The sequence below is a fragment of the sulfur-oxidizing endosymbiont of Gigantopelta aegis genome (assembly GCF_016097415.1).
GTDB lineage: Bacteria > Pseudomonadota > Gammaproteobacteria > GRL18 > GRL18 > GRL18.
In genome coordinates this window covers 2,489,915-2,515,367 of sequence record NZ_JAEHGE010000001.1, presented here as the reverse complement: position 1 = coordinate 2,515,367, position 25,453 = coordinate 2,489,915, and the positions used below count along the sequence as shown (strand labels likewise).

At 39.3% G+C, this 25,453-nt stretch carries 22 protein-coding genes, 1 tRNA gene and 5 pseudogenes; 6 read left to right on the top strand and 22 right to left on the bottom strand.

The annotated features are described in order from the left end of the window. Positions 1–22 precede the first annotated feature (22 nt). From JEU79_RS12665 to JEU79_RS12645, 5 genes are all read right to left on the bottom strand, one after another. A complete protein-coding gene (locus JEU79_RS12665; RefSeq protein WP_198264403.1) occupies positions 23–3,268 on the bottom strand; it encodes an AAA family ATPase in 3,246 nt (1,081 codons plus the stop codon). Beyond that, entirely contained in the window at positions 3,265–4,512 is a 1,248-nt protein-coding gene (locus JEU79_RS12660) for an exonuclease SbcCD subunit D C-terminal domain-containing protein (RefSeq protein ID WP_198264402.1), read from the bottom strand. Before JEU79_RS12660 ends, JEU79_RS12665 begins: the two co-directional genes overlap by 4 nt. Positions 4,513–4,519: 7 nt before the next feature. Next, positions 4,520–5,143, bottom strand: coding sequence for a 5'-deoxynucleotidase (gene yfbR / locus JEU79_RS12655; RefSeq protein WP_246540264.1), 624 nt, complete (start codon positions 5,141–5,143; stop codon positions 4,520–4,522). A gap of 7 nt (positions 5,144–5,150) precedes the next feature. Next, entirely contained in the window at positions 5,151–6,080 is a 930-nt protein-coding gene (locus JEU79_RS12650) for a 5'-nucleotidase (protein WP_198264401.1), read from the bottom strand. A gap of 132 nt (positions 6,081–6,212) precedes the next feature. Continuing rightward, entirely contained in the window at positions 6,213–6,428 is a 216-nt protein-coding gene (locus JEU79_RS12645) for a hypothetical protein (protein WP_198264400.1), read from the bottom strand. A 271-nt stretch (positions 6,429–6,699) separates the two neighbouring features. On the opposite strand from JEU79_RS12645, the gene JEU79_RS12640 reads away from it, so the two are divergent. Beyond that, complete coding sequence (locus JEU79_RS12640; protein ID WP_343074964.1) at positions 6,700–6,936, top strand: GlsB/YeaQ/YmgE family stress response membrane protein; 237 nt, start codon at positions 6,700–6,702, stop codon at positions 6,934–6,936. Positions 6,937–6,961: 25 nt separating this feature from the next. Here the strand turns inward: JEU79_RS12640 and JEU79_RS12635 are convergent, their stop codons facing one another. The 13 genes and pseudogenes from JEU79_RS12635 to efpL form a co-directional block, all read right to left on the bottom strand. After that, positions 6,962–7,165 carry a helix-turn-helix domain-containing protein gene (locus JEU79_RS12635; RefSeq protein ID WP_246540262.1) on the bottom strand — a complete coding sequence of 68 codons (204 nt, stop codon included), beginning with the start codon at positions 7,163–7,165 and terminating at the stop codon, positions 6,962–6,964. Further along, the gene (locus tag JEU79_RS12630) at positions 7,158–7,433 is read right to left on the bottom strand and encodes a hypothetical protein (protein WP_198266127.1); all 276 of its coding nucleotides are present in this window, start codon (positions 7,431–7,433) and stop codon (positions 7,158–7,160) included. Before JEU79_RS12630 ends, JEU79_RS12635 begins: the two co-directional genes overlap by 8 nt. 276 nt (positions 7,434–7,709) lie before the next feature. Further along, positions 7,710–8,621 (bottom strand): annotated as a pseudogene (locus tag JEU79_RS28600) (IS3 family transposase); the annotation flags it as partial. Between the two features lie 164 nt (positions 8,622–8,785). After that, positions 8,786–9,884, bottom strand: a pseudogene (locus JEU79_RS12610) (IS3 family transposase). Positions 9,885–10,011: 127 nt separating this feature from the next. Then, a pseudogene (locus tag JEU79_RS12605) lies at positions 10,012–10,284 on the bottom strand (transposase); the annotation flags it as partial. 26 nt (positions 10,285–10,310) lie between these two features. Continuing rightward, positions 10,311–11,315, bottom strand: coding sequence for a type II toxin-antitoxin system HipA family toxin (locus JEU79_RS12600; protein WP_198264396.1), 1,005 nt, complete (start codon positions 11,313–11,315; stop codon positions 10,311–10,313). Positions 11,316–11,430: 115 nt separating this feature from the next. Continuing rightward, positions 11,431–11,919 carry a hypothetical protein gene (locus JEU79_RS12595; RefSeq protein WP_198264395.1) on the bottom strand — a complete coding sequence of 163 codons (489 nt, stop codon included), beginning with the start codon at positions 11,917–11,919 and terminating at the stop codon, positions 11,431–11,433. A gap of 191 nt (positions 11,920–12,110) precedes the next feature. Then, the gene (locus JEU79_RS26480; RefSeq protein WP_246540260.1) at positions 12,111–12,539 is read right to left on the bottom strand and encodes a hypothetical protein; all 429 of its coding nucleotides are present in this window, start codon (positions 12,537–12,539) and stop codon (positions 12,111–12,113) included. Between the two features lie 17 nt (positions 12,540–12,556). Then, on the bottom strand, positions 12,557–12,889 hold the full coding sequence (locus JEU79_RS26475) for a hypothetical protein (protein ID WP_246540258.1): 333 nt from the start codon (positions 12,887–12,889) through the stop codon (positions 12,557–12,559). Between the two features lie 387 nt (positions 12,890–13,276). Beyond that, positions 13,277–13,353, bottom strand: a tRNA-Val gene (locus JEU79_RS12585). A 79-nt stretch (positions 13,354–13,432) separates the two neighbouring features. After that, complete coding sequence (locus JEU79_RS12580; protein ID WP_246540255.1) at positions 13,433–14,077, bottom strand: TatD family nuclease-associated radical SAM protein; 645 nt, start codon at positions 14,075–14,077, stop codon at positions 13,433–13,435. Between the two features lie 86 nt (positions 14,078–14,163). Next, on the bottom strand, positions 14,164–14,913 hold the full coding sequence (locus JEU79_RS12575; RefSeq protein ID WP_198264394.1) for a cytochrome c: 750 nt from the start codon (positions 14,911–14,913) through the stop codon (positions 14,164–14,166). 127 nt (positions 14,914–15,040) lie between these two features. After that, a complete protein-coding gene (efpL, locus tag JEU79_RS12570) occupies positions 15,041–15,607 on the bottom strand; it encodes an elongation factor P-like protein EfpL (RefSeq protein WP_198264393.1) in 567 nt (188 codons plus the stop codon). Positions 15,608–15,810: 203 nt separating this feature from the next. Here efpL and JEU79_RS12565 point away from each other — a divergent pair, with 203 nt between their 5' ends. The 5 genes and pseudogenes from JEU79_RS12565 to JEU79_RS26470 all read left to right on the top strand — a co-directional run. Beyond that, positions 15,811–16,452 (top strand): adenylate kinase, encoded by a 642-nt coding sequence (locus tag JEU79_RS12565; protein WP_198264392.1) that lies wholly within the window; start codon positions 15,811–15,813, stop codon positions 16,450–16,452. Positions 16,453–16,719: 267 nt separating this feature from the next. After that, the gene (locus JEU79_RS12560; protein WP_198264391.1) at positions 16,720–18,876 is read left to right on the top strand and encodes a type VI secretion system Vgr family protein; all 2,157 of its coding nucleotides are present in this window, start codon (positions 16,720–16,722) and stop codon (positions 18,874–18,876) included. Further along, positions 18,876–19,895, top strand: coding sequence for a DUF4123 domain-containing protein (locus JEU79_RS12555; protein WP_198264390.1), 1,020 nt, complete (start codon positions 18,876–18,878; stop codon positions 19,893–19,895). Before JEU79_RS12560 ends, JEU79_RS12555 begins: the two co-directional genes overlap by 1 nt. Continuing rightward, positions 19,896–20,453: a hypothetical protein gene (locus tag JEU79_RS12550; RefSeq protein ID WP_198264389.1), complete on the top strand. Its 558-nt coding sequence runs from the start codon at positions 19,896–19,898 to the stop codon at positions 20,451–20,453. Beyond that, positions 20,360–20,860 (top strand): annotated as a pseudogene (locus JEU79_RS26470) (IS3 family transposase); the annotation flags it as partial. The gene JEU79_RS12550 and the pseudogene JEU79_RS26470, both read left to right, overlap by 94 nt. Here the strand turns inward: JEU79_RS26470 and JEU79_RS12545 are convergent. The 4 genes and pseudogenes from JEU79_RS12545 to JEU79_RS12520 form a co-directional block, all read right to left on the bottom strand. Continuing rightward, a complete protein-coding gene (locus JEU79_RS12545; protein ID WP_343075008.1) occupies positions 20,851–21,648 on the bottom strand; it encodes a DUF4347 domain-containing protein in 798 nt (265 codons plus the stop codon). The pseudogene JEU79_RS26470 and the gene JEU79_RS12545 overlap by 10 nt on opposite strands. A 656-nt stretch (positions 21,649–22,304) precedes the next feature. Next, positions 22,305–23,463 (bottom strand): annotated as a pseudogene (locus JEU79_RS28595) (IS3 family transposase). Positions 23,464–23,494: 31 nt separating this feature from the next. Further along, complete coding sequence (locus tag JEU79_RS12525) at positions 23,495–23,728, bottom strand: LEPR-XLL domain-containing protein (RefSeq protein WP_198264386.1); 234 nt, start codon at positions 23,726–23,728, stop codon at positions 23,495–23,497. An 84-nt stretch (positions 23,729–23,812) separates the two neighbouring features. After that, the gene (locus JEU79_RS12520) at positions 23,813–25,162 is read right to left on the bottom strand and encodes a TolC family outer membrane protein (protein ID WP_198264385.1); all 1,350 of its coding nucleotides are present in this window, start codon (positions 25,160–25,162) and stop codon (positions 23,813–23,815) included. Between the last annotated feature and the right edge of the window lie 291 nt (positions 25,163–25,453).

The following is a 25,453-nucleotide window of genomic DNA, read 5'->3' as shown; positions in this document are numbered from 1 at the left end:
ACATATTATAGCGTAATATTAATCACAGCATGATACACCCAGGGCCTTTAATAACACTCTTGCCCGATGACAACGGCACTACGCTGATCTGCGTGCTAATACGCTCTTTCAAAGCGGCCACATGAGAAATTATACCGATTAACTTACCATCCTGTTGCAGGCTCGATAAAGTTTCCAAAGCGGTATCTAAAGCATCTTCATCCAGTGTGCCAAAGCCTTCATCAAGAAACAAGGAGTCAACTCTCACTTTGTGGCTGGCCATTTTAGATAAGCCCAGGGCAAGACTTAAACTAACAATGAAACTTTCACCACCGGAAAGATTTCTGCTTGAACGGATTTCACCTGCCTGATAATTATCAATTACATTGAGTTCCAGTGCTTGTTCTTCATCACGAATTAATAAATAGCGATCAGTCATTTTCTCTAATTGACGATTAGCATGTGATACCATGAGTTCAAAGGTCAGCCCTTGAGCAAAATTACGGAATTTTTTTCCATCTGCCGAGCCAATCAGTCCATGCAGTTTATCCCAGCGATGACATTCTTGTTGTTGCTGGTTTATTTTTTCCTGCTGATCTTTTATCGCTGCTTTAGCCTGTTGATTATTATTTAACTGGTTATCTATGGTTGTTATGTCCGTATTGAGTTGTTTTAATTCAAGCGTAAGATCATCATATTCAATTTGTAAACTTTCAAGTGACTGCTCAGTAATTTTTTTCGCCTGCTCATCATGCAAGCGTGTTTGACGATCCTTCTGTCTCGCCTGAAGATTGATGTGTTTTTCATCCAACGTTTTAGCCTTATTGGCTAAGTCATCGCGCGCTTGTGTGGATAATCGTCTGTCTAAAAAGTGTGTTTCATTACTAAAATCAGCCTGTATTAATGCCTGTTTAAAATTATTCTCAAGTTGACTGAGCTCTGTTTCTCGTACTTCAATTTGTTTTAATAAAGTGCTAAGACGTGTTTGAGCCGTGCTTAATAGTTGTTTGTCTTGTTCCAGCTTACTGCGTTGTTCATTTTCTTGCTGTTCTGCTTTGTGCAATTGCTTTTCAAGCTGTTCTTGTTCCACATCAGGCTGTTTATTGGCAAATAATTCCTGACGTTGTAAAACCTGTTGCTGACAATCATCGCCTAAGGCCTTTAACTCAGCTTGTTTATCCGCTTGCACCTGAGATTGAGCTTCATAGTGCGTTTTGAGTTGTTTTAATTGATCATGCAATGTATCACATTGCTGCTGAGCATTATCTTTCTTTTGCTGTTGTTTATTCCATCGTTCTAATCGCTGGCTTAAATCATTTAATAGCTCACTGATACTTACTTCTTCTAAGGATGTGATAGAAAATGGTTTTACTTGTTGCAAACTGCTTTGACTGAGTTCATTAAATTGCAAAGTAAGACTGGCTAATTCTTTTTGTGCATTTTCAACAGCATTGCTCGCATTGTCCTTATCATTACGGGCAGCTATTTTTTTCTTATCCAACTGATTAAGCTGTTCAATCAATTGTTTTTCTATTACTTCATAATGCTTAATAGCAGTTTCAAGTTTTTCAGCATCCTTTAATCGTTGCGTGATCGATGCTATTGCCTGTTCTATTGCATCAGGCTGTGGAATATTACCATCCGCAAAAGGATGCTCCAAAGAACCACATAAAGGACACATCGTACCATCTTCAAGTTTATGACGTTCTGACTCCAAATCAGCAATCTTATTTAAGAGAATTTGTTCACGAAACAGTGCTTCTTTTTGTTGATGATACTCACGTAACAAACGACCTTCTAATAGTGCTTCCAGATCGTTTTTTTTCGTTGCGAGTTGTTGCTGCACATTGTCATATTCCTGAGTGGCACTCAGCAATAAATCCTGCTGCTGTTGTAGGACTTTTTCTGCTTGTATCGCATCTTGTTGTTTAGCGTTCAAGATGGTTTGCTGACTTTTCTTGCTCTTTTGTACTGCCATTAATTGTTTTAATTGTACTTCTATCGCTGAAAATTGTGTCACTAATATTTCATCACTAGCATGTGCATTTAAATAGTCATCAATTAAACCCAATGCTTGATTTTGTTTCTTTAATTTTTCTTCAATAGCCTCTAAGGTGGCTTTTTCTAAGTTAATTTTCTTAGCCGAAATCTGGTAGTCGTCCTCTTTTTGAGCAATATTATTGTTCTTATCCCGTATTTGTTGATCCATTGTTCGCACTTGTTGCAACAATGGCAGAAGTTCTTTGTATTGTTTTTTTAGCGTCACTATTGTCTGGCTGGAAGCGTCATAAACAACCTCTTGATTTTTGACGCCTAGTTGAAATTCAGGTAGTTTTAATTGTGCCTGTTGATAGCTTTCTTTATCCAATACCTGTTGTTTACGGCTTGCCGATAATGTGGCATATTCACCATCAAATTTGGCGGCTTTTCCCGCCCATTGCAAACGAAGTCTTGCTGCTTTGAAAGCCTCTAAGTCAATAGCGAGTTGTTTGTTCTCCTGCTCTAATTCATTGAGTTCATTTTTTAAAGCACTAATGCCATTTATCCAGACAATGGCCTTATTTGATGTTGAGACTTTTTCCTGAACGTATTGTGCTCTTTTTTTACTCTCAGCATTGGCCATACTGAGTTCAGCCTCTTGCTCATCATCCAGCACGATAATACCCGCCGTTTTTGCCTGTAAGAGCGCTAATTGTTCGCGTTGTTCTTTTTGTCGTTCATGGACTTTACGGGAAATATGAGTATAAATTTCTGTGCCCGTAATCTGTTCCAGTATTTTTGATTTTTGTTCCACATCAGCTTTTAAAAAGGTGTCAAAGCCCCCCTGCGCCAACAAAATTGAACGGGTAAAACGATCAAAGTCCATGCCCGTTTTGTTTTCTATGGTTTCAGCAACGAGTTTCTTTTTTGCTTCTAATAGCTCACCACTTACTGCATCTGAAATTTCATGTTTAGCATCTGCTAACTTTCCCTGCGCTTTTTTTCTGGCCCGATGCTGACTCCAGTGACAGACATAAGTCCCTGCCTGTGATTCAAAGGTGACTTCTGCATAACATTCACCGGTCTGGCGTGACATGATTTCATTATTATTTTTGGTGATTTTACCCAATCGTGGCGTAGCACCATACAGTGCCAGACAGATGGCATCTAATACCGTCGATTTACCTGCTCCCGTAGGACCCGTGAGAGCAAAGATACCATTGCTTGTATAATCAGGTACAGTAAAGTCAATTTGCCATTCGCCATAGAGCGAGTTGAGGTTTTTGAATCGTAGTTTAAGTATTTTCATTCTGCATTCACATCGTCTTCATTTAAAGACTTTATGATTTCCAAGTAGGCTTGAGTAATTATATCCCGTTCTTCTTCAGGGACATCAAAGCGTTCCAGACAACGCTGAAACACATCGTTAACATCAAGGTCATCCAGAGTTTCATCAGGATAAATGGCATTGATCACGCTATCAGTCATACGCTTATTTTTTATTCGTCGTATTTCTATGTCTGTATCCAGTAGTAATTCATCCAATGTTTCACGAAAATTGCTGATTACTTCCTTGCCTGTGTATTCTATCTCTAACCAGGCTGAACTATCTGCTTGTTTTAATTGCGCTAGTCGCGCATAAATTTTATCTTGTGAACCGGCAATTTTTTCCAATGCTTGAAAACAAGGAATGGACATTTCATTGATCTGGATATTGTCTTTATTAAGCGTATCTTCAAAATCTACAATAATAACTTTTTTCTCTTGTCTGGCTTCACCAAAGCCCATCGGAATAGGTGAGCCTGAATAGCGAATGTGATTTTTTTTACCAACACATTGCGGTACATGCAAATGACCAAGGGCAACGTAATCAATGCTCTTAGGAAAAATTGATTCATCAACATGGGCAAGCGAGCCAACATAGAGTTCTCTGACACCATCACCATCAAGAGTTTTACCACCAGCGGTAAAAAGGTGTCCCATGGCAATAATAGGAATAGGCTTTGTTTTAGATAAGTCATCTCGTTGAGTTTGTGCGATTTGACAGACTTGGGCATAATGATCTTTTAAGCCATGAATGAGTTTATTGTTTTTATCCTCTATGCTCTCCCCTGCTTCGACATTGCGAATATCTTTATCTCTTAGATACGGAACAGCACAAATAATCACTTCGGGATGATCATCTTTATTACAAAGGGTGATCACTTCATCTTCTGGCTGTTCAGTCATCGCGCCCACCACATGCACATTCAAAACACGGAGTAAGTCTTTAGGGGCATTTAAAAAAGTCGGTGAGTCATGATTACCACCAATAATCACCACATGACGACAACATGAGTTGGCGATTTTACAGAGAAATTGATAATACAGTTCTTGCGCTTTATTGCTGGGTGTACTGGTGTCAAAAATATCACCGGCCACCAACAATACATCAATTTTTTCAGTGATAATGGTTTGACTGAGCCAATTAAGAAATTCACCAAACTCATCATAACGCTTACGACCATAGAGAGAACGTCCCAGATGCCAGTCTGAGGTATGTAGTAGCTTCATGTTTCTCCTATTGCTTAATATGGGTTGTGGTGCTTAATTTATCTAAGGATGTCATGCAGGAGTCTATAAATGTATCCATAAAATAGGCGACTTCTGGATATTCTTTCAGGGTATGGATTTTTATTTCGAGATTGTCTTTCACATGTTCAAATTCATAATTATGCTGTTTTAACTCATTCAGTGTTTTTATATAGGCACAAATGACATCAGCCGCTTTGACTAGTCGGGCATATTCAGGGTCAATTTGTTCAGATAACAATAAGCCTTTAAAGTCTTCTCTTAACGCTTCGGGTAGCGTTTGCAGACACAGATTTTCTGCCGTTGATTCTAACTTTTTAAATTCCATTGTCAGTTCAGGATTATGATATTTTATCGGTGTCACTGTATCGCCGGTATAGATCTCAATTTGATCGTGATACAAGGCAATGGTGGCTGCCCTTTCTGCACTGAGCACTTGAGTCGGATTATTTTTATTGTAGATCAAAGTCAATAGGTGAGCCACCACAGCCACCTGATGCGAATGCTCGGCAATATTTTCCGGCTGATGACAAAACATCAATGACCAGCGTTTGATTAGGGGCATTCTGAAAACCCAGGCTAAGAAGGTACTTTTCATTATCTTATCTGACATATATTATTTATTTCTGATTCGCTACACCATGCAAAACCTGTGCTGATGGCACATGTTCTGCGGCTGATTCACAATGTCCCATTTGATCATCAAAAAAGATGTCGGCACCAAAGGCCTTAAGAAACTCTCCCTTGGATTTACCACCGAGAAAAATAGCCTCATCAATACGGATATCCCAGGCACGTAAGGTGCGTATCACTCGTTCATGGGCGGGTGCACCACGAGCTGTAACCAAGGCAGTTCGAATGGGCGATTCAGCACTGGTATCGTTACTTTGTAATTGATGTAATAATTTAAGAAATTCTTTAAACGGGCCTCCGGGCAAGGGATCATTTGCTGCCACACGCTCTGATTCATCAAAAGCTGCTAGGCCTTTTTGCTTATAAATACGCTCTGCATCATCAGAGAAAATCACCGCATCCCCATCAAAGGCAATGCGTAATTGTCCCTTATCATTACTGCGACTCGCTGAGGGCAAGATGGCCGCCGCTGCAAAGCCCATGTCTAAAGCTTCACGCACATCATTGGCTTCAGCCGATAAAAACAAATCTGCACCAAAGGGCTCAATATAGCGATAGGGAGACTCACCACTGGAAAAAGCCGCACGGCAAATATCTAAATCATGTTTGACGATGGAGTTAAAAATTCTCAAGCCAGTATCTGCACTGTTTTTTGACAGCAAGATGACTTCGACTTTTTTATCTTGATCAGCCTGACTACCGGCTAAATGACTATCACTAGAAGCAACCCCATTTAAAGCCAATAGTTTTTTTACTAATGAAAAGGCAACACCCGGCTCAAGCAGATCATTTTCATGTTCAATCTGATACCGACAATAGGCCTCAACCCCTTGCTCAGTGAACACCTTATGCCCTTCTTCCAGATCAAACAAAGCTCTTGAAGAGATGGCGATGGTCAGCTTGTTATGATTTTTCAATTTAAATCTCCTTATTATCGAAAGTAATCACTGATCCGATAATAGCAGTTTCTAGCAACTTTTATTAGGCTATTTGTATTAAGCTTTTCTATTAAGCTATAGCCCTTTCGTTTTCTGGGTAGCCATGATTTGTTACGAATTAAAAAATACTCGTCTCAGCTTTTCTTCTAATGCGCCCATTTCACTCGGTACCTGACGTGAATTCATGATCAAACTGCGTTGCAAAGGATCGCTCACAACCCAACCTGATTCACCTAGCGTCATACTCAAACCCAACTTTTTAGTGATTCCTGATAAAATAACATGCTGTTGTATAAAACTACTTTCGACGCTGTTTAAAATTGACATAATAAAGTTCCTATTGCTGTTAGCAGAAAAATACCGTTTTAAGCAACTGAATCAGGCTCATATAAGTCTAACAAACAAAATATTTAAGTCATCATCAATTTGATGACTTAAATGTACATAATCATTTTGATTATGTCAAGAAATCATTAAAATTAATTTGAATAAATACAAGTTAATAGTGATTTATAAAGTCACCAGTCGTGTGATACTATTAAAAATATAAATAAAATTGTTGATGTTGGAGATTTATATGGAAGCGTATGGCTTAATTATGACTGTACTCATTGGTGCGGTGGCAGGCTGGTTGGCAGGACTGATTTTAAAAGGTAAGGGCATGGGCTTTCTTATGAATGCCGTGGTGGGTATTGTCGGCGCCTTTGTTGGTAGCTATTTATTCACCCTGATTGGCCTTTCAATGGCTGGCGGTCTAATCGGTGCAATTATTACTTCAACAGCCGGTGCGGTTGTACTGCTTGCTATTGTTGGTTTCTTAAAGAAATCACAATGAACCACCTCTAAGACCAGAGCCTTGCTTAACCATTTTTTAAACTCGGCAGTCCATAACTCTCCATAGGTTTTATATCTATTTCATAAGACAGTGCATTCAGAATAAAATCTAAGGTTTTTATGGAAACAGAGACAACTTCACCACGCTCAAGTTTGCCTAGAGTCACACGACTGATACCGGCTTTTTTTGACAATTCTAATTGCGTGAGTTGCTGGTCTTTCCTAAGCATTTGTATCTGTTTGCCAATTTCGTATAATTTCAACCGGAAGCTCCTTATGTTTGACTTGTTTAAGTGAATAGCTCCAACTATCAACCATTCTTCCCCCCACGCTCGCAAAATTCTCATCTTTTTTTATATACAGCTTAAGTTCTTCTACACTACTTTTAAGTGCCTCTATACATTGTTCATAGCATTGGCTGGCATCCTTTTTTGACAAAAAACAATGATTAATGCCAAATTTTATTAGATCCTTTTGGGCAAACTGATGTGTCAACACTTTTCCGGACAGTTTTCTAAATATTTTTTTGGCTGTTTCAAGTGATTTTTGTCATTTTGTATTTCCTATCATTTTAGTTTCTCATGTTAACTTTAAACAGATGAAGAGAAAGGGCTTTGCCCTCTGGAACGATAGAGCCGTTCCATTCACCCAAGGTATTTTCACAACGGTAATGATCCTGTTACAATATCTTCACGGCACAGGCTGAGGAGCCGATGGCCGTCAACGGTAATGGGCGGCATTTATGTCGCCTTTACCCCTCTTCAATCAATCGATTTAAGCTATTTCCTGCTGTATTTCATAATCGACTGGTGACAAATAATCATTAGCCGAATGAAGTCGCTCCCGATTATAAAATACCTCAATATATTCAAATATTGCCTGCTTTGCTTCTACTCTGGTTTTGAATCGACAATGGTGCGTCAATTCAGTTTTCAAACTATGAAAGAAGCTCTCTGATACAGCATTGTCCCAGCAATTTCCTTTGCGGCTCATAGACTGAATTATGTTATGATCCGACAATATTTTTCTATGACTATCAGAGGCATATTGGCTACCTCGGTCAGTATGCCAAAGCAATCCATCCATTGGTTTACGCTTCCATATGGCCATCAGTAAAGCATCATTGACTAGCTTGGCTTTCATTCGCTCATCCATCGACCAGCCAACAATTTGCCTAGAGAATAAGTCAATGACAACCGCTAAATATAACCAGCCTTCCTTGGTGGCAATATAGGTAATATCACCCACATAGTAGCGATCAGGTTGAGAGACAGTAAACTCTCTTTCCAGTAAATTTGGAGATATACGCTTATTATGCTTGGAATTAGTCGTCGCTTTAAAGCGTCTCTTCGTTTTACAAAACAAACCGGCTTTTTCATTAATCGACCAATTCTCCGGCGGCTTATATGAACGCCTTTTTCAGCCAGTTTTCTTTTAAGACGACGGGTTCCATAAGTCTTGCGACTGTCTTCAAACAGTTTTTTAGCTGCTCAGTAAGCGCTTCATTTTCTTTCTCTCTATCCGTTTTAGGAGAGCTAACCCAATCATAATAGCAACTACGGAAACATCCATAAAACGGCACAGAATCGTTACCGGGTAATCTTTAGCCTGATCAGTTATCCATGCGTACTTCACAAAGTTTCCCTTGCAAAGTACAGTGGACCCCATTGTCAAGACAGCTTTCTCAAATATTAAGATATAATTCTGTTGGTTATTTATAGTATTAGTCTTATCCACATATCCACAGGTCTGCCAGTAGTCCAGAGACGCTTGCGATATATCTCAGGGCTACTGGCTTGGCCTTGGATATGTGGACAAGGCGGTTGCCAGTAAAGTTGATTATCCTCTCATCATGCTGCCCGTTTTAAGTCTGGAACAACTTCTTTCATCACGCCATAGATCTCTGCAGGCGTTTTTCCACCGTGTGTACTGTGTGGTCGTTCATGGTTGTAAAACTCAAAATATTCCTTTAATGAGCTCTTTAGCTCATCAATACTTTGGTAATCCTTGAGGTAAATTTCCTCATATTTTACACTTCGCCAGAGTCGTTCAATCATAATGTTATCCATTGCTCTGCCTTTGCCGTCCATGCTGATTTTTATATCATTGGCCTTTAGAACACCTGTAAATGCTCTGCTAGTATATTGAGCACCTTGATCCGTATTGAAGATTTCTGGCTTTCCATATCGTCGCAGTGCTGTTTCCAGACTACTGATACAAAAGCTTTCTTCCATGCTGGTTGACACTTCCCAGGACAGCACAAAACGGCTACTCCAGTCCATAACAGCACTTAGGTAGACAAATCCATGTGGCATCCGTAAATACGTGATATCTGTGCACCAAACCTGGTTATTCCTATTAATATCAATTCCTTTGAGCAAATATGGATAGAGGTTATTTACTTTGCAAGGCTTGCTGGTATTGGGTTTTGGTGCCACTGAAACCAATCCCATGATCCGCATAAGCCGTTGAACTTTTTACGATTAATTTTATAACATTTCAATCTTAATGCATTACGAATTTGACGACTGCCATAGAATGGATGTTTTATGTACAACTCATCAATCAAATTCATTAATGTTAAATCTTTATTTTGCAGAGGCTTTTTAGGTTGATAGTAATAGCTTGAACGGTTCAGGCCGATAAGCTCACATTGTTTTTGATGCTCAACTGAGGGTGCTCTTTTTCTATGCAACACCGCTTTTCTGCTCTACTCAGTTGAACATCTTCAACTTTTTGACAGCCAGTCAGCCTCTACTTTTAGTTGACCTATTTGGCTGTACAGGTGTTCTTTTTCCTTTCATGTTCAGCATCTTTATTCTCTAATTTTTTGAAAAGTATCGGCTGCACCATCAAGCATCTGCTTTTTCCAGCTATTGACCTGGGTGGTGTGCACTTCAAATTCTGACGCAATTTCTGCGACTGTTTTTGACCTTTCAAAGCCTCAATGGCTACTTTTGCTTTAAATTTGTTGTTGAATGTTTTTCTTTTGTGCTCATTTTTTGTTCCCCGTTAGGTTAGCTCTTATATCTTAACCTATTGTCCAGTTTTCGGGGTCCACTATAAAGTACGCTGTGGCCTTTTTTAATAAATCACGCTCCTGAATCACTTTTGCCAATTCTTTTTTCAGACGTTTTACTTCATCATAAATGTGTTCATCACTTCTATTGGCTACCGTCTTCACCGGTTTGGAATATTTACTGATCCAGGTATGTAGAGTATTTACATTAACACCTAGCTCCCTGGCAGTCTGAGAAACGGGTTGATCCGTCTCATTAGCTAATTTGACAGCTGATTCTTTAAATTCTGATGTATAGCTTTTATTCGGTTTTTTTGTTTGATCATTCATTTTAGGTCACACTTTTTATCTTTTAGTTATTTTAAGTTGTGTGTCCGGTTAAGTATAGCCACATTAAACCATATTTTTTTACCAAACAAGGTTAAAGCCGGACGATCGTTGTAAATATAGACACTAGTATTAACAATATCATAGGCTGGAGAGAGACGAATATGGGCAATATCTTGATCATATATAATGGCAAAGTTTTTTAGATGAGCATCACCATTTTTAAGCAAATAATTCATCACTATAATTTTATACAGACTCACCATGCAGGCTTGTTTATCCGTACTAACAGCATAAACAAGCTTGGCTACTGACTCATAACTACCACTGTATTTTTCATCTTTGTTTTTTCCTTGCAAAACCAGAACTTCTTCAAAGCCCATATATTCTTTGAGCTGTTTATTATAATTAAAACGCTCTACTAGCAAAAAATTATTATTATTTGACAATTTGATATGAGGTATTTTTACACCCGTTTTTTGCACGGCCTTTAAACAAAAATATTCATTCAGAGCTAATTGTGGATATTCGTTACCCCAAGTTTTTATAATGTATTCTTTTGTTACAAGGCTGGCTTTATCTTCTAGTAATGCAAGTGTCTTTGGTTGCACACCAGAAATTGCATTTTTATTCAGAAAGCAATTTAGAATCTTGGTAAAAGTATCTTTATTATCATGACGAAGCACTTCATCCAGATCAAAATGAGTGGCTTGACTGTCATTTTTTTTACAACGATAGTGAATACGTCCTTGAATATTAGGACTGAGATAAGAAAAGATTAAAAAATCATCAATATATCCATGTTCTTTGCTAAGAAAATTTTTAAAAATCTCAAATAAATAGCCTTCGGGCATATTCATGTCAAAAATTGGATGTAATTTGTTTTGCCAGAGGTAAGTTGATTTTTTAAAAGGCATAATCAAAGAAACAGGTGATATGTCTTTAGTATAGTTAAAGCCATATTGATGACCTTTCTTTTCATAGAAGAGTTCGCCAATTGCTTGCTGATTGATTAATACCGTTATTGTTTCCACGAAAACAGCCTTAAATGATAATAATAATTTACATTATTTCAAATTAACACAAAAATGTAAACTAAAATTATCATTTGTACTGCTTTACTATTCTACCTATTTAAAAACAATCGTGTTATGGTCCGAACTTTGTCATGATCAGCTTCCTACCTCCTCTAGGGGGTTTATATGAATAAGCATGAACTTGAAATTCTCTGCCGTTTTTAATATCACTCATTAATTTATTCAATTTTGTATAACTTTCCCGATCACCCCAGGTAAGCACTTTATACGCAGAAAGCTTGCCGTTTTTTTGGCTGATGGATACTTTTGAATGCGCTTTTTTGAATGTCATGGATATCACGCCCGGTTCGTCACTTGAAATCCCCCGATCAAGCCATGCACATTCCCCTTTACCCACACCGGATGATGCACCTCTCGCACTTCTCTTAAATTTATAAAACACCATCGTACCGTTCTGGGTATTATAGATAGTTGTTTGGTTATCCCCTCCACCTCTACAAACCAGTGGATAACTCTGAGGGGCAGCTTGCAGCAAAGTACTAAACAACAAAAGCGTAAACAACATACTAATTGTCAATGATTTATTTTCTAACTGTTTCATGAACCTTCTCCCTAAAAATAACCGTTTTAATCGTCATCTAAATATTAAGAATAGCAAGAAATTATTTTAATAGATACATTTCTCACGCCCTAACTCCATCATTTCGACCTTTCATAAACAGTTTACAGAGCACTAAATGAATGAAAGCTGAATATTTAAAATTATTAAAAAACAAGAAACGGATAGTTTTTTTATTGCCACCTATCCTGTCGTTTAATTTCACCTTTAAATGTCGATGAAAACGCTTTCATCTTTGCCTTGAGTAGTCTTTTTCGTCCATCAGCGGTTCGCGTATAAACAAGCTCTGAAAGACTAACATTTTTACACCATGATTTATAAAAAATCATGGCAGTTTCTTTTTTTACTGCAAATTTTATCGGCACCGAATGATAATCATCTCTTTGTGTCCTTAAAAAATTGCCTTCACGTAAGACTAAATACCGGGGATTTTCAATCGGTGCTAGAATTTCTGCCAGACAATCGGCAAACAACGAGGATTCATAGAATGTGCAGCCTGATAAAGAAAGATAAAAATGTCCTTCATAATCTTTGATGACATTTACCTTCATATGTCGAATCAACGTTTCTATAAAACCCGCTTGGCAAAGTGCTTCTGCCAATGCCTTGCCGATTTGTTTTAAAGCACCATCAATGGGTAAATAAAGCAGTGCAATTTTTTATAGCGACCTTGCATCTGCCGGTTATTGGCCGTGATTGGTGCGGTTTCACTCAGAATATTGTTTTTCACTTCAATGGCGGTTGCATTCATTCGCTCAAAACCACTTTCAATGCTTAGCGCTTTTTCAGACAGACCAACAAAGGTATCAAAGCGCTTTCTTAAGTTATAAAAGTCACTCCAACCCGCATATGATTTGGCATTGATGGCGGTTAAGCGCCATATCGAACTTATTTTGTTATTATCCTGGGGATTAATTCGAATAGCACGACCACGCATCTGGTTTGTTAACATAAAATAATAAAAAATACTTACCTTCACTCACCTTCTTATGTTAAAAATTATGCCACAAACCCGATCTTGGCACCATTATGGGAGAGTTTATTTGTCGATGATCAGTCTATTTTTGAAGTGGGCGGTAAAGATAAGGCTTATAAACAAATATTGCTACAGATAAAAAATTATCTTTAGCTTCTTGTTTAATGCGGAAAGTCTTGTAGAAAGGCTTGATATCCTTTGAGCGGATAATGATCTGATGGTAGCTTTCTGATTATTAATGATGTGCAGTCCTTAATTAAGACTTACAAACTCACAACAATGTGCTGATAGTGTGCTTGCCTGATTATTAGAATCTACTAAACGATTCAATAATCCCTAAGATACTGTTTTTAAACTGTAAAATGGTGGGTGATATAAGATTCGAACTTATGACCCCCGCCTTGTAAGGGCGATGCTCTAACCAGCTGAGCTAATCACCCACAACTGTTAAGTGGTGCGTATTCTACCTGAGTTTTAGAAAAATGCAATTAAAAAAATGAAGTTTTTTGCAATTTCTATCTAACCAACAATATCTAATACTCGACGTCTAAATTTAATGCCCAATTCATGTGCTTTTGCTTCACAGGCTTCAACATCAACACCTTCCAGACCATCAATCGCAGTAGCGGTAGTATCAGGTATGAAATCAGGTGCTAAGCGTAAGAAATCAAGCATACTATCGAAAGAGCCTTTCAATGCGGGGACGCAGTGTCGATCATAAACTTCTTCATTTTGTGCATTCATCGACACTGAAAGTGCATCAACGCATTTTGCCATATCGGGCAGAATATTGCGTTTATTCACCAGATTACCCAGACCATCGGTATTAACACGCACCCTAGCCCCAGCTTGTTTACAATAGGTGGCGACTTCCAACAAGGCTTTGAGTCTCAGGGTGGGTTCACCAAAGCCACAAAATACAATTTCTTCATATTGACTGGGATCACCGATTTTTTCGATATACTCATCGACCTGATGACGATGCGATAGGAGTAGATTGTATTCATGGACATCCATACTGCCCTGAATTTTAGGGCAAAATTCACAGGCCAGCGTACAACGATCAGTTAGATTGATGTATAGATTTTCACCGATGGTATACACCAATGTTTCTTCTGAAGGTGCTTTCTCTGCTTGAGGTGTCAAAATGGTTGGTTTACTCAATGCTTTACCTGCTCTTTTACAAAAATGTTGTCTTTATAACTCACTAATATGGGATTGCACGTCACATGATTCAAGTTAATATTGATTCATTCAGCAATACTTTTTAAATCCGCAGTTAATCGATGCACTGCATGACAACGGGCACAGACTTTCACTGCAAACTCCCCCAGTTTTCTACCGGCTTTTTTATCTTGATGTTGTAATTGTGCCGCTAACTCCGCCAAAAGATCGCGTGATGCTGACATAATACGTTCAATAGGCTGTTTATCTTGCTTATGACACGAACTGCAATGACTTGCCAGTGCTTGCAATTGTTTGTCCAGAGGGGCAATAGCCTGATGGGCATCGGTATAATAACCATCTTTAATGGCAATATTGATGCGATTCACGGAATCCGATAGGTGCTCCATCATTTCATCATAATCCAAAGCCACTTCATCATGACCTTGCGGGATAGTTTGAGTACTAAAATCAGGCGTACGATAAAGCAATGTACTGACGGTTTGAAAGTCATCATGACAATGCATACAGCTTTTACTGATTTTTTTGAGTTGTGCTGGAATAGCAGCATAATCTTGTTGCTTGACAAGTGTTTGCAATTGAGTCAATTTATCAACATATAAATACTCTTCCCATTGCGGTACCATTTCTGCGATGCTGCGATAATCTTTGGCAAATTTCTGCGACCATTTTTCTAACTCTGGCTGTTGCCCTTTTGCAGCATAGTCTTTCATCGCCAAAACTTCACGGCGTAAGCGAAACATAGTGTGTAGCCAAACCTGACGTTTATTAGCCGGTTTATACCATTGTGTTAAAGCTTCTGGAGGCTTTTTCAAGACAATGGTCTGTGCTTTTATTTCTGCCGCGAAAGAGGTTGGAAGTAAAATAAGTAGAGTTAAGAGAACAAGACTTGAGAAAAATTTAAACATACAGCACCCATTTATTGACTAACATAGCAAACACTCACGCTCTTGCGGCAAACTTACCCGTTGCGGTGATCACTCGTATCACTTCCCCTTCTGCCAGATATTCCGGCACTTGCACCACTAAACCAGTTTCTAATTCAGCGGGTTTAGTTCTGGCTGAGGCCGATGCGCCCTTAATTGCCGGAGCGGTTTCAATAATTTTCAGTGAAACCGATGCGGGCAATTCAATACCAATGAGATTATCTTCATAGAGCATCCCCAATATGCCTTCCTGACCATCGGGTAAATAATCAGCCGCATTATCTATTTCTTCTATCGACAGGGTGTATTGGTTGTAGTCTTCATTATCCATAAAGGTATAGAATTGCTCATCTTTATATAAAAATTGCAGCATACGACGCATACAATCTGCTTCTTTAAGAAAATCTGTACCACCAAGCGTCTGTTCCAGTTTCTGTTTTTTCTGGATATTCATAAAGGTAATCTTATACAAGGTATTCGCACCACGGGAAGAAGGGCTGCGCACATCAATATTGCGTACCTGATAGAGTTGCTCATCAATTTCGACAATGGCGCCTTTTTTGAGATCGGATGCTTTTGGCATTGCTTGGATTTCCCTGTTTTAATAAAATTTGCCACTATTCTAGCAAATTGCAGAAAAATAAATACACATGTAAAAAATGCTGTCAAATTAGGCAAAATAAGTGTATATTTCCCAGTTAAATTTTTCAAAATTGGTGACTACAGACGCTTAAAAGTAAGCTTTTGATAATTATCAATATTTTCTAAACATTCTTTGGAGTCATAATGAAACTTATTCTATTAGGTGCACCCGGTGCAGGTAAAGGTACTGTCGCTAAATTATTAACTAAGATGGACGGTTCCGTTCAAATCTCAACAGGCGATATTTTACGCGCTGCTGTTGCTGCCGGTTCTGACCTAGGCAAGCAAGCAAAAGCCGCTATGGATGCCGGTGATTTGGTTTCTGATGATTTAATCATGGGCATCATGGGCGAGCGCCTGAAAGAAGACGATTGTAAAAACGGCTACTTACTAGATGGTTTCCCACGTACTATTCCTCAAGCTGAAGCGTTAAAAGTATTATTAGCTGACATGGGCGAAGAATTAGATGCTGTTGTTAACATCGACGTACCACGTGACGTGATCCTTGATCGCTTAACTACGCGTCGTACTTGTTCTGATTGTGGCGAGATTTACAATGTAAAATCTAACCCACCTAAAGAAGAAGGCAAGTGTGACAAGTGTGGTGGCCCTGTTGTTCAACGTGATGATGAAACTGTCGAAGTGATCAGCAACCGTTTAGAAGTATACAATGAAATGACTGCACCTTTAGCCGGTTTCTATGATAAAGAAGGCATGTTATTGACTGTTGAAGCCACTTCGAGTGATGCTGTTATTGATGCAATTAAAGCTAAATTAGCTTCTTAATAGCGCTCAATGCAACATTATAAAAGCTGCTCGGCATATCGCCCAGCAGCTTTTTTTTGCCTTTTTTCTCTAATATTTAGTTTTTTTATGAATTTTTAGCTTCAAAGTCACAATTCGGGTTAAACCCCATTGCAATTAACTTCAAGAATAAAATATAATTACCACAAATTAATGATCGGGCAAACGGAACCGCCTGACTTAGTCTTATGAACATTCTCGTATAACCTTCAAGAAACTTCATGAGCATCTTTTAAACAAGGACGTGTTATGCCGTACACCAGCGCAAATACCAGTCGTTTTACTTTCAGCATTGCCAATCAGGCCAGTCTTCATAATAAACTCCGTGTCTATCAATTCGATCTCAGCGAAAGCATCAGTGATCATTTTTATCTTCATGTTGATTTTGTCTGTGATGATCAAAACCTGGATCATAGCGCACTCATCAAAAAGACAGCCCTACTTACCATTCAGGGTGAAGATGAAGTCCAATATCTCAACGGTATTATTGCTGAAACTCAATGTATAGAAAATGGCACTCGCTTTGCTCGGTATCGAGCCAAAGTAGTCCCTATGGCCTGGTTTTTAGAATACCGCAAAGGCTGTCGAATTTTTCAAAATCTCAGCGTACAGGATATCATCAAACAAATATTCGATGAAGCAGGTCTGGTATCCGGCACTCACTACCAATGGTCAACCGATCGACAACTCCCTAGCCGTGAATTCTGCACCCAATATAACGAAACCGAGTGGCAATTTGTCAGCCGTTTGATGGCTGAAGAAGGCCTGCATTTTCATTATCAGCACAGCGCTGATAAACACCTCATGGTGATTGGTGACAGTAAAACCGCCTTTAGTTTTGTTGAGCAAATCCCTGAAGTCAGCTACAAACATAATTCTGGCTTATTTGCAGCAGGCTCTTTGGAAAAAAATGAGCATATCAATCAATTTGTCTTTTCGCAAAATACCCATAGCGGCAAAAGTACCCTACGGGACTACAACTTCACTACACCGACTCGAACGCTAGAAAAATTCAGCCAAAATGAACTGAACCCTTCATTAGAAGATTATCACTACCCCGGTAATTACAAAACCGAAAGCGAAGCAGAATTTTATGCCAGCTTACAGCAACAACGCCACTCAACCTTTATAAAAACCGGCACTGGCAAAAGCAATGTACAACGCCTCAGAGCAGGTCGATTATTTACTCAAACCGATCACTATTATCAGGCCAATAATATTGATCAATTAATCACCCATGTTTTTCATGAAGGCAAACAACCCCAATCACTGGACGAAGACACGCCAAACAATGCCAATGAAGGCAGTTCCTACCACAATGAACTGTTTACGATCCCTGCTAATAGTTTATATCGACCTCCCCTTCAGCAACGGGCTTCACTCATTCATGGCGAACAATATGCCTTTGTGACGGGGCCAGAAGGCGAAGAGATTTATGTCAATCAATACGGTCAGGTCAAAGTGCAGTTTCTTTGGGATCGCGAAGGCCAATATGATGAAAAAACCACCTGCTGGCTACGCACTAACAACGAATTGTCCGGCAATGCCTGGGGACAAATCATGACACCTCGCATCGGTCAGCAATTGCTGATTGAATTTGAGCACGGCAATCCCGACAGACCGTTAATCAGTGGTCGCACCTACAATGGTGACAGCCTACCACCTTATTCCTTGCCTGCAAATAAAACCCGTAGTACCTTAAAAACCCATTCAACACCCGGTGGCGAAGGCTATAATGAAATTCGTTATGAGGACAAAAAAGCCCAGGAACAAATTTATTTTCACAGTGAAAAAGACCTGGATATCCGTTGTAAAAATGACCGCCGTGAACACATCGAAAACACCCGTTCACTCATCGTTGACAATGAACAACACGAACACATCAAAGTTGATAATCATCAAAAAATCAGCAATAATCATCAACACAAAGTCGGCAACAATTTATCCCAGACTATCGGCCAAAAACTGCACATCAAAGCCGGTAGCAAAATCTTACAAAGTGCGGGCAGTGAAGTTCACATCAAAGCCGCCAGCAGCATCAAACTGGATGCCGGCAGTGAAATCACCTTTAAAGCCGGCGGCAGTTTTGTCAAAATCGATCCCTCTGGCGTGACGATTAGTGGCCCCAAAGTCAACCTCAATAGTGGTGGCGGCCCTGGCTCAGCTTCCAGTGCCGCCCCAATCAATCCTTTTCAGGCTGTAGAAGCCGACAAAGACAAACCGGGACAAAGCTTCAAACCCATTGCCCCTGAAGCCCCTTATCAATTGTCCCAGTTTTTGTTTGCCACCGGTGCAGGCAATGAACGAACATTAGACTTAGATAAATTTGGTGGTTGTAAACCCTGTGCCGAAGCCGCACAAAAAGAGGAGCAACCGAAAGCAGCATCACAGGATAAGCCGTCCTAATGAGTGAAGCTATCCTACATCATCCGCTTGAAACCATTCACCAAATCTTGCTCAATGGTGAAAGCAATGTCTATGCACTCATAGACATCAATTCCAGACAATCACTGCGAGGTGAACTATTCAACCTCAGTGACGACCCAATTTTTTACAACCTGTTTCATGCAACCGCTATGCAGGAACTACGTGACCAATCGCCCTGCTTAATACAAATTCAATTAAACCAATATGATTTTCTGACTCACTTATTAAATGAAGCCCCTGAACATTTTATGCTCATCTTTTCAAATCATCATTTTGAGACGCTCAGTCAGCACTGGCAAAGCCTACTTACAGTCTACGCATTAGATGGTGAAGTCGCTATTTTTAAATTCTACACGGCACAAATTCTAGGCCCTTATTTAAAAGCCTGCCAGCCTTATGAACAGGCACAACTACTGGCATTTTGTGATGCCGTTTATCTCTATGATGAACTCGATAAATGGTCATGTGTTTATCAATTAAATCCTGAATTGGCATTACCATTATCTGATTTAAAAAAGATAGATCCACCATTAAAAACTGCTTGGTGGCATTTAAAAGAAGCACATTTTATCTACTTACAGTCTCTCACAGAACAAGCATTGATAAGCAATTTGGGCGATCATCTTTTAGAGTGGCATCTCGATGCCTTATTACCTTATCAAAACAAAACCCTGAGCAAGTTAATTCAGCATGGCATTAAACGCGCTCGGCATTATGGCCTGAAGACAAGGGAAGAACTCAGCTTTTTTTTAGGACTCATGTTTGAACTCGCTGCCGATTTTGATGAGCACCCAAAAATTCAACAATGGCTTATTAATAGAACGCCTGACACATCGGTTCTGGCGTTGGTTGACCAAATGCATGATACCGTGTGGGATAGTATGCATAATGATCCGGAATCACCTGCCTGGAAAGAAATGCCTAACGACAGTGCATCTTTAAACATTTCACCTTTAAACATTGCTAATGACAATCACCTATCAGGAAGTTTCTCATAAATGGCCAAACGAACAAATGCTCAAAAAGCAAAAATAGTGAAAGAAAATTGTCAAAGACAGCCAACAACACCTTCTGAGGGCATTGTTGATTGCAAACAGCAAGGCTGTATCAGTGAAGCGGGTGAATGGGCCTATTCCAATGAATCTAATGCCAAGCTTAATTGTCGTCAGGATTGTAAATCACTCAAAAAAACTTGTGAATTGACCGAAAAACAAAAAAAGAAATTTGCCACTGAGGATAAAAAGCAACAAAAAAAGCTTGAAAAGCGCAATGCCGCATTTGCACGTCGTAAAAAGAAAGGACTTCCGCTACCAAAAAAGAAGGATGGGAGTGAGCAAACAAAAAAAAACAAGCAAAACAAAAATTATAATTGGAAAAATCAGCACTGCCAAGATATTATGATTATGCCCAATGCTGAGGGCATTAGAGACAACTATAATCAATTAAGAGATGAACTAATGTGTTACTGGAAAGAGAGTTTACTGTCTCTCAACCTGATCGCTACTATGTGGGTGATATTACCTATATTGCCACCAAGGAAGGCTGGTTATATTTAGCGGTTGTCATTGACTTATTCTCTAGGCAAATTGTTGGCTGGTCGATGGATGAGCGAATGAAAGCCAAGCTAGTCAATGATGCTTTACTGATGGCCATATGGAAGCGTAAACCAATGGATGGATTGCTTTGGCATACTGACCGAGGTAGCCAATATGCCTCTGATAGTCATAGAAAAATATTGTCGGATCATAACATAATTCAGTCTATGAGCCGCAAAGGAAATTGCTGGGACAATGCTGTATCAGAGAGCTTCTTTCATAGTTTGAAAACTGAATTGACGCACCATTGTCGATTCAAAACCAGAGTAGAAGCAAAGCAGGCAATATTTGAATATATTGAGGTATTTTATAATCGGGAGCGACTTCATTCGGCTAATGATTATTTGTCACCAGTCGATTATGAAATTGACACATCATTATTACTACCATCACTACCTCGATATTCAAGTGATAAAGTAGCGCCCGTAGGTGCGCTCAGTTCACCAACAATATTTGCCTTGGCTTCAAAAATCAGCGTGTTGATACCCTTGCCTAATACTAAGTTTTCCAGACCATTACTGTCTTTACGATCAAAATTAATATCAAACGAGCCCGATTTCACACTGAAAACACCACTGGCTCTGATGGTGATTGTCAAATCCTTTGTGACTGCGCTTAAATCCAGGGTTTTTATCCCCTGTTCAAGTAATTGTGATGCATTACTCGTCAGATCACTATTGGCAACAATCGCCACTCCCGGCTTAGACGTAACATCCAAGAGGATAGATTGATAATTTGTCACTTGCAGACTACGTTCAATAGCACCCGTAGCAACTTCTAAATCCCAATCACCACCCAGCGCCTGAGCACCAGTTTCATCATTGGAAGCTGCCACATCAGCCTGAGTCAGTCGTGCCAGTTCTTGAACGAATTGCTCACCCTTTTCACCTTCAGCAACATTACAACCATAGAGTAAAATATCACCATTCTTTGCCAGGGCATTACCCCAATTCTGAACTTTACGTGACTCTTGCTGCAAGGTATTGGTGGTTAAACGTCCTGCGCCTAATAATAAAGCACCTGACGCTCCATGAGAAAAAATATGCACTGCAGATAAATCATTGTATTGGGATAAAATATCACTGACTTGATCGATACCATCTTTTTCTGCATCAACGATATAAGCAATACGTTGTCCTGAGTTTTGGCTGACCATTACAGCAGAGCTTAGATCAGTTTGGGTTAAATCAATAATGACCCAGGCTTCTCTATCAGCATCTTGTGCTAAGTTTTGGGGGCTTTTTTCTATTGTATTTGAAGTGTTATAACTGGAACTATCATTGAGTAGTTGTTCAATATTCTCTACACGGGAATCAATAATGACAATCTCATTGGCCTGGACTCTTTGTCCAAAACCGACAAAGTTTTCTTGCTTGCTTTCAGTGCTGGCCTGTAATTCCAGTGGCGGTAGTGTTTGTGCTTGCTGTGCAATGATAGTTGCTTCAGCATCAGGTTTGATCACCGGCACATCTAATAAATCATTGTTATCCAGAACCTGAATCTGACCATCTTCTTCTTTAAGCTGAAAATGCGTTGTGATGTGTCAACACTTTAAATATTTTTTTGGCTGTTTCAAGTGATTTTTGTCATTTTGTATTTCCTATCATTTTAGTTTCTCATGTTAACTTTAAACAGATGAAGAGAAAGGGCTTTGCCCTCTGGAACGATAGAGCCGTTCCATTCACCCAAGGTATTTTCACAACGGTAATGATCCTGTTACAATATCTTCACGGCACAGGCTGAGGAGCCGATGGCCGTCAACGGTAATGGGCGGCATTTATGTCGCCTTTTACCCCTCTTCAATCAATCGATTTAAGCTATTTCCTGCTGTATTTCATAATCGACTGGTGACAAATAATCATTAGCCGAATGAAGTCGCTCCCGATTATAAAATACCTCAATATATTCAAATGTTGCCTGCTTTGCTTCTACTCTGGTTTTGAATCGACAATGGTGCGTCAATTCAGTTTTCAAACTATGAAAGAAGCTCTCTGATACAGCATTGTCCCAGCAATTTCCTTTGCGGCTCATAGACTGAATTATGTTATGATCCGACAATATTTTTCTATGACTATCAGAGGCATATTGGCTACCTCGGTCAGTATGCCAAAGCAATCCATCCATTGGTTTACGCTTCCATATGGCCATCAGTAAAGCATCATTGACTAGCTTGGCTTTCATTCGCTCATCCATCGACCAGCCAACAATTTGCCTAGAGAATAAGTCAATGACAACCGCTAAATATAACCAGCCTTCCTTGGTGGCAATATAGGTAATATCACCCACATAGTAGCGATCAGGTTGAGAGACAGTAAACTCTCTTTCCAGTAAATTTGGAGATATACGCTTATTATGCTTGGAATTAGTCGTCGCTTTAAAGCGTCTCTTCGTTTTACAAAACAAACCGGCTTTTTTCATTAATCGACCAATTCTCCGGCGGCTTATATGAACGCCTTTTTCAGCCAGTTTTCTTTTAAGACGACGGGTTCCATAAGTCTTGCGACTGTCTTCAAACAGTTTTTTAGCTGCTCAGTAAGCGCTTCATTTTCTTTTCTCTATCCGTTTTAGGAGAGCTAACCCAATCATAATAGCAACTACGGGAAACATCCATAAAACGGCACAGAATCGTTACCGGGTAATCTTTAGCCTGATCAGTTATCCATGCGTACTTCACAAAGTTTCCCTTGCAAAGTACGCTGTGGCCTTTTTAATAAATCACGCTCCTGAATCACTTTTGCCAATTCTTTTTCAGACGTTTTACTTCATCATAAATGTGTTCATCACTTCTATTGGCTACCGTCTTCACCGGTTTGGAATATTTACTGATCCAGGTATGTAGAGTATTTACATTAACACCTAGCTCCCTGGCAGTCTGAGAAACGGGTTGATCCGTCTCATTAGCTAATTTGACAGCTGATTCTTTAAATTCTGATGTATAGCTTTTATTCGGTTTTTTTGTTTGATCATTCATTTTAGGTCACACTTTTTATCTTTTAGTTGTTTTAAGTTGTGTGTCCGGTTAAGTATAGCCACATTATTGCGGCTAAGAGTGTTTCATCAGCCACCAATTCTTCAACAATGTCTTCACTTTGAAGTTGTTCTAAAACATCGGGAGGCAGCAGTCCATCTGCGGATAAAAGCATCCTGGGTTCAAGGGTTTCAAGCTGAAACTCTTTTTGGCTATCAAATGCGGTAGGCTTAGAATTATTCTTTTGCTTTTTGCTTTGCTTGCTCATGGAGACCTCTATGCCAGATAACTGGCGACTGCTGGATTGTACTTACTAATAAATGAATCAACTGGCGCTAGTGCGTGATAGTCGTTACATTGTTAATAGTTGGTTCAATTTTTTTAGATCGGTGATACTTAAAGATCCTGATTGTTTGGCTAAACGTAAAGTATTCAGCAAATAATCGGTTCTGGCTCGGGAAAAATTTCTTAAGTAAAAATATAGATCGCGATTCGCATCCAGCAAGATAATACCGGTATAGAGTCCGGTTCTAAAGCCCTCCTTTTTGGCTTGTACAGATTGTCGTTGTGCTTGTACACCTTTTTCTAGATAGCCTATACGGCGAATAGCACTATTCACACCATCAAAGGCTATCTTTAATTCTCGTTCAATATTTCGAAACACTTCATCCTGACGTTCTTTTTCAGCAAAAAAGTCTTCTGCAGCCTGACGTACTCGTGAGTTAACGCCGCCACCTTGATAAATAGGAATTGAAATTTGTAACATGATTTCAGTTGTATTAGTATCACTGGCGCCATCATAAATACTTCCCCCTAGCTCCTGATCCGTATACTGAGCTAATAAATCAACCGAAGGATAATGCCCGGCTTTTTGAATTTCCATATCATATTTAGAAATTTCAACCTGTAAGCGCTGTACTTGAGCGTTTAAATTACCATCATAAGCACCTTGCAACCAATCATCTACTTTTTCTGGCTGTGGACTGGTCAGACTAATATTATCTTTGAGTGGTGCTAATGGATCACGACGCTCGCCAATAATTTCGATGAGTGACTGGCGAGTCTGTCTGACATTATGACGCGCTTCTTCCATTCGAGCCTCGACATCGGCTAAACGCGCCTGAGCATCCAGGGTATCAGTTTTACGTCCCAGTCCAGAATTATGCTTGCCCTTTGCCAAGGCCATATTTTGTTCAACCGCATCCCGTTCTGATTTTGTGTATTTCAGCGTCATTTCAGCATTGAGTGCTTCAAAATAACGCTCACCCAGCTGTAAAATCCTATCTTGTGTGGTATTCGCTAATTGGATTTCAGCTTGCAAGCCTTCTTTTTTTGCCTGCCCATAACGTTCCCACTCTTCCTTGTGATATACCGACTGAGTCATATTCACGGTATAAGTAGTAGTGTCATACTTATCTTTTGTCTTAGGGGTAGGATTATCACTTCTTTTAACTTCAAAATCCGTTCTTTTTTCTTCTAAATCCAGTGAAATATCAGGCAATAAATCGGCAAAGGCCTGCTCTTTGGTCTCTTGTATCGAATTATGTTCAAATTGTGCTCGAGCCAGCACGGGATCATTTTCTAAGGCTAAGTTCCAGGATTCCAGCAAGTTTAACGCATAAACGTTGCTACTCAGTACAAAAATCGAGCATAATACCAGGGAAGGAAAATTCTTTCTAGCGATACAGTTGGTGGTAAGCATTTACAACCTCAATTTATTTATTATTATTAGTTTGAAGTATTTAATAATGAGGAAAATATTTTATAAAACAGTATATTATAATAATTTAACGCACTGATTAAATGTAAAATAATTCCTTACCATTTTAGACAAGTAAGCACACATCCGCCAGACTTAAGTGCATTAATATAATAAATAATGCACTGAAAGTAGGATTGATCTTACAATTATTTTACTCTTATTTAGAGAGTTTACACTGTTGACAATTCTTAGACCTAAGCCATAATATTTACATTCATAAAATTTAACCGA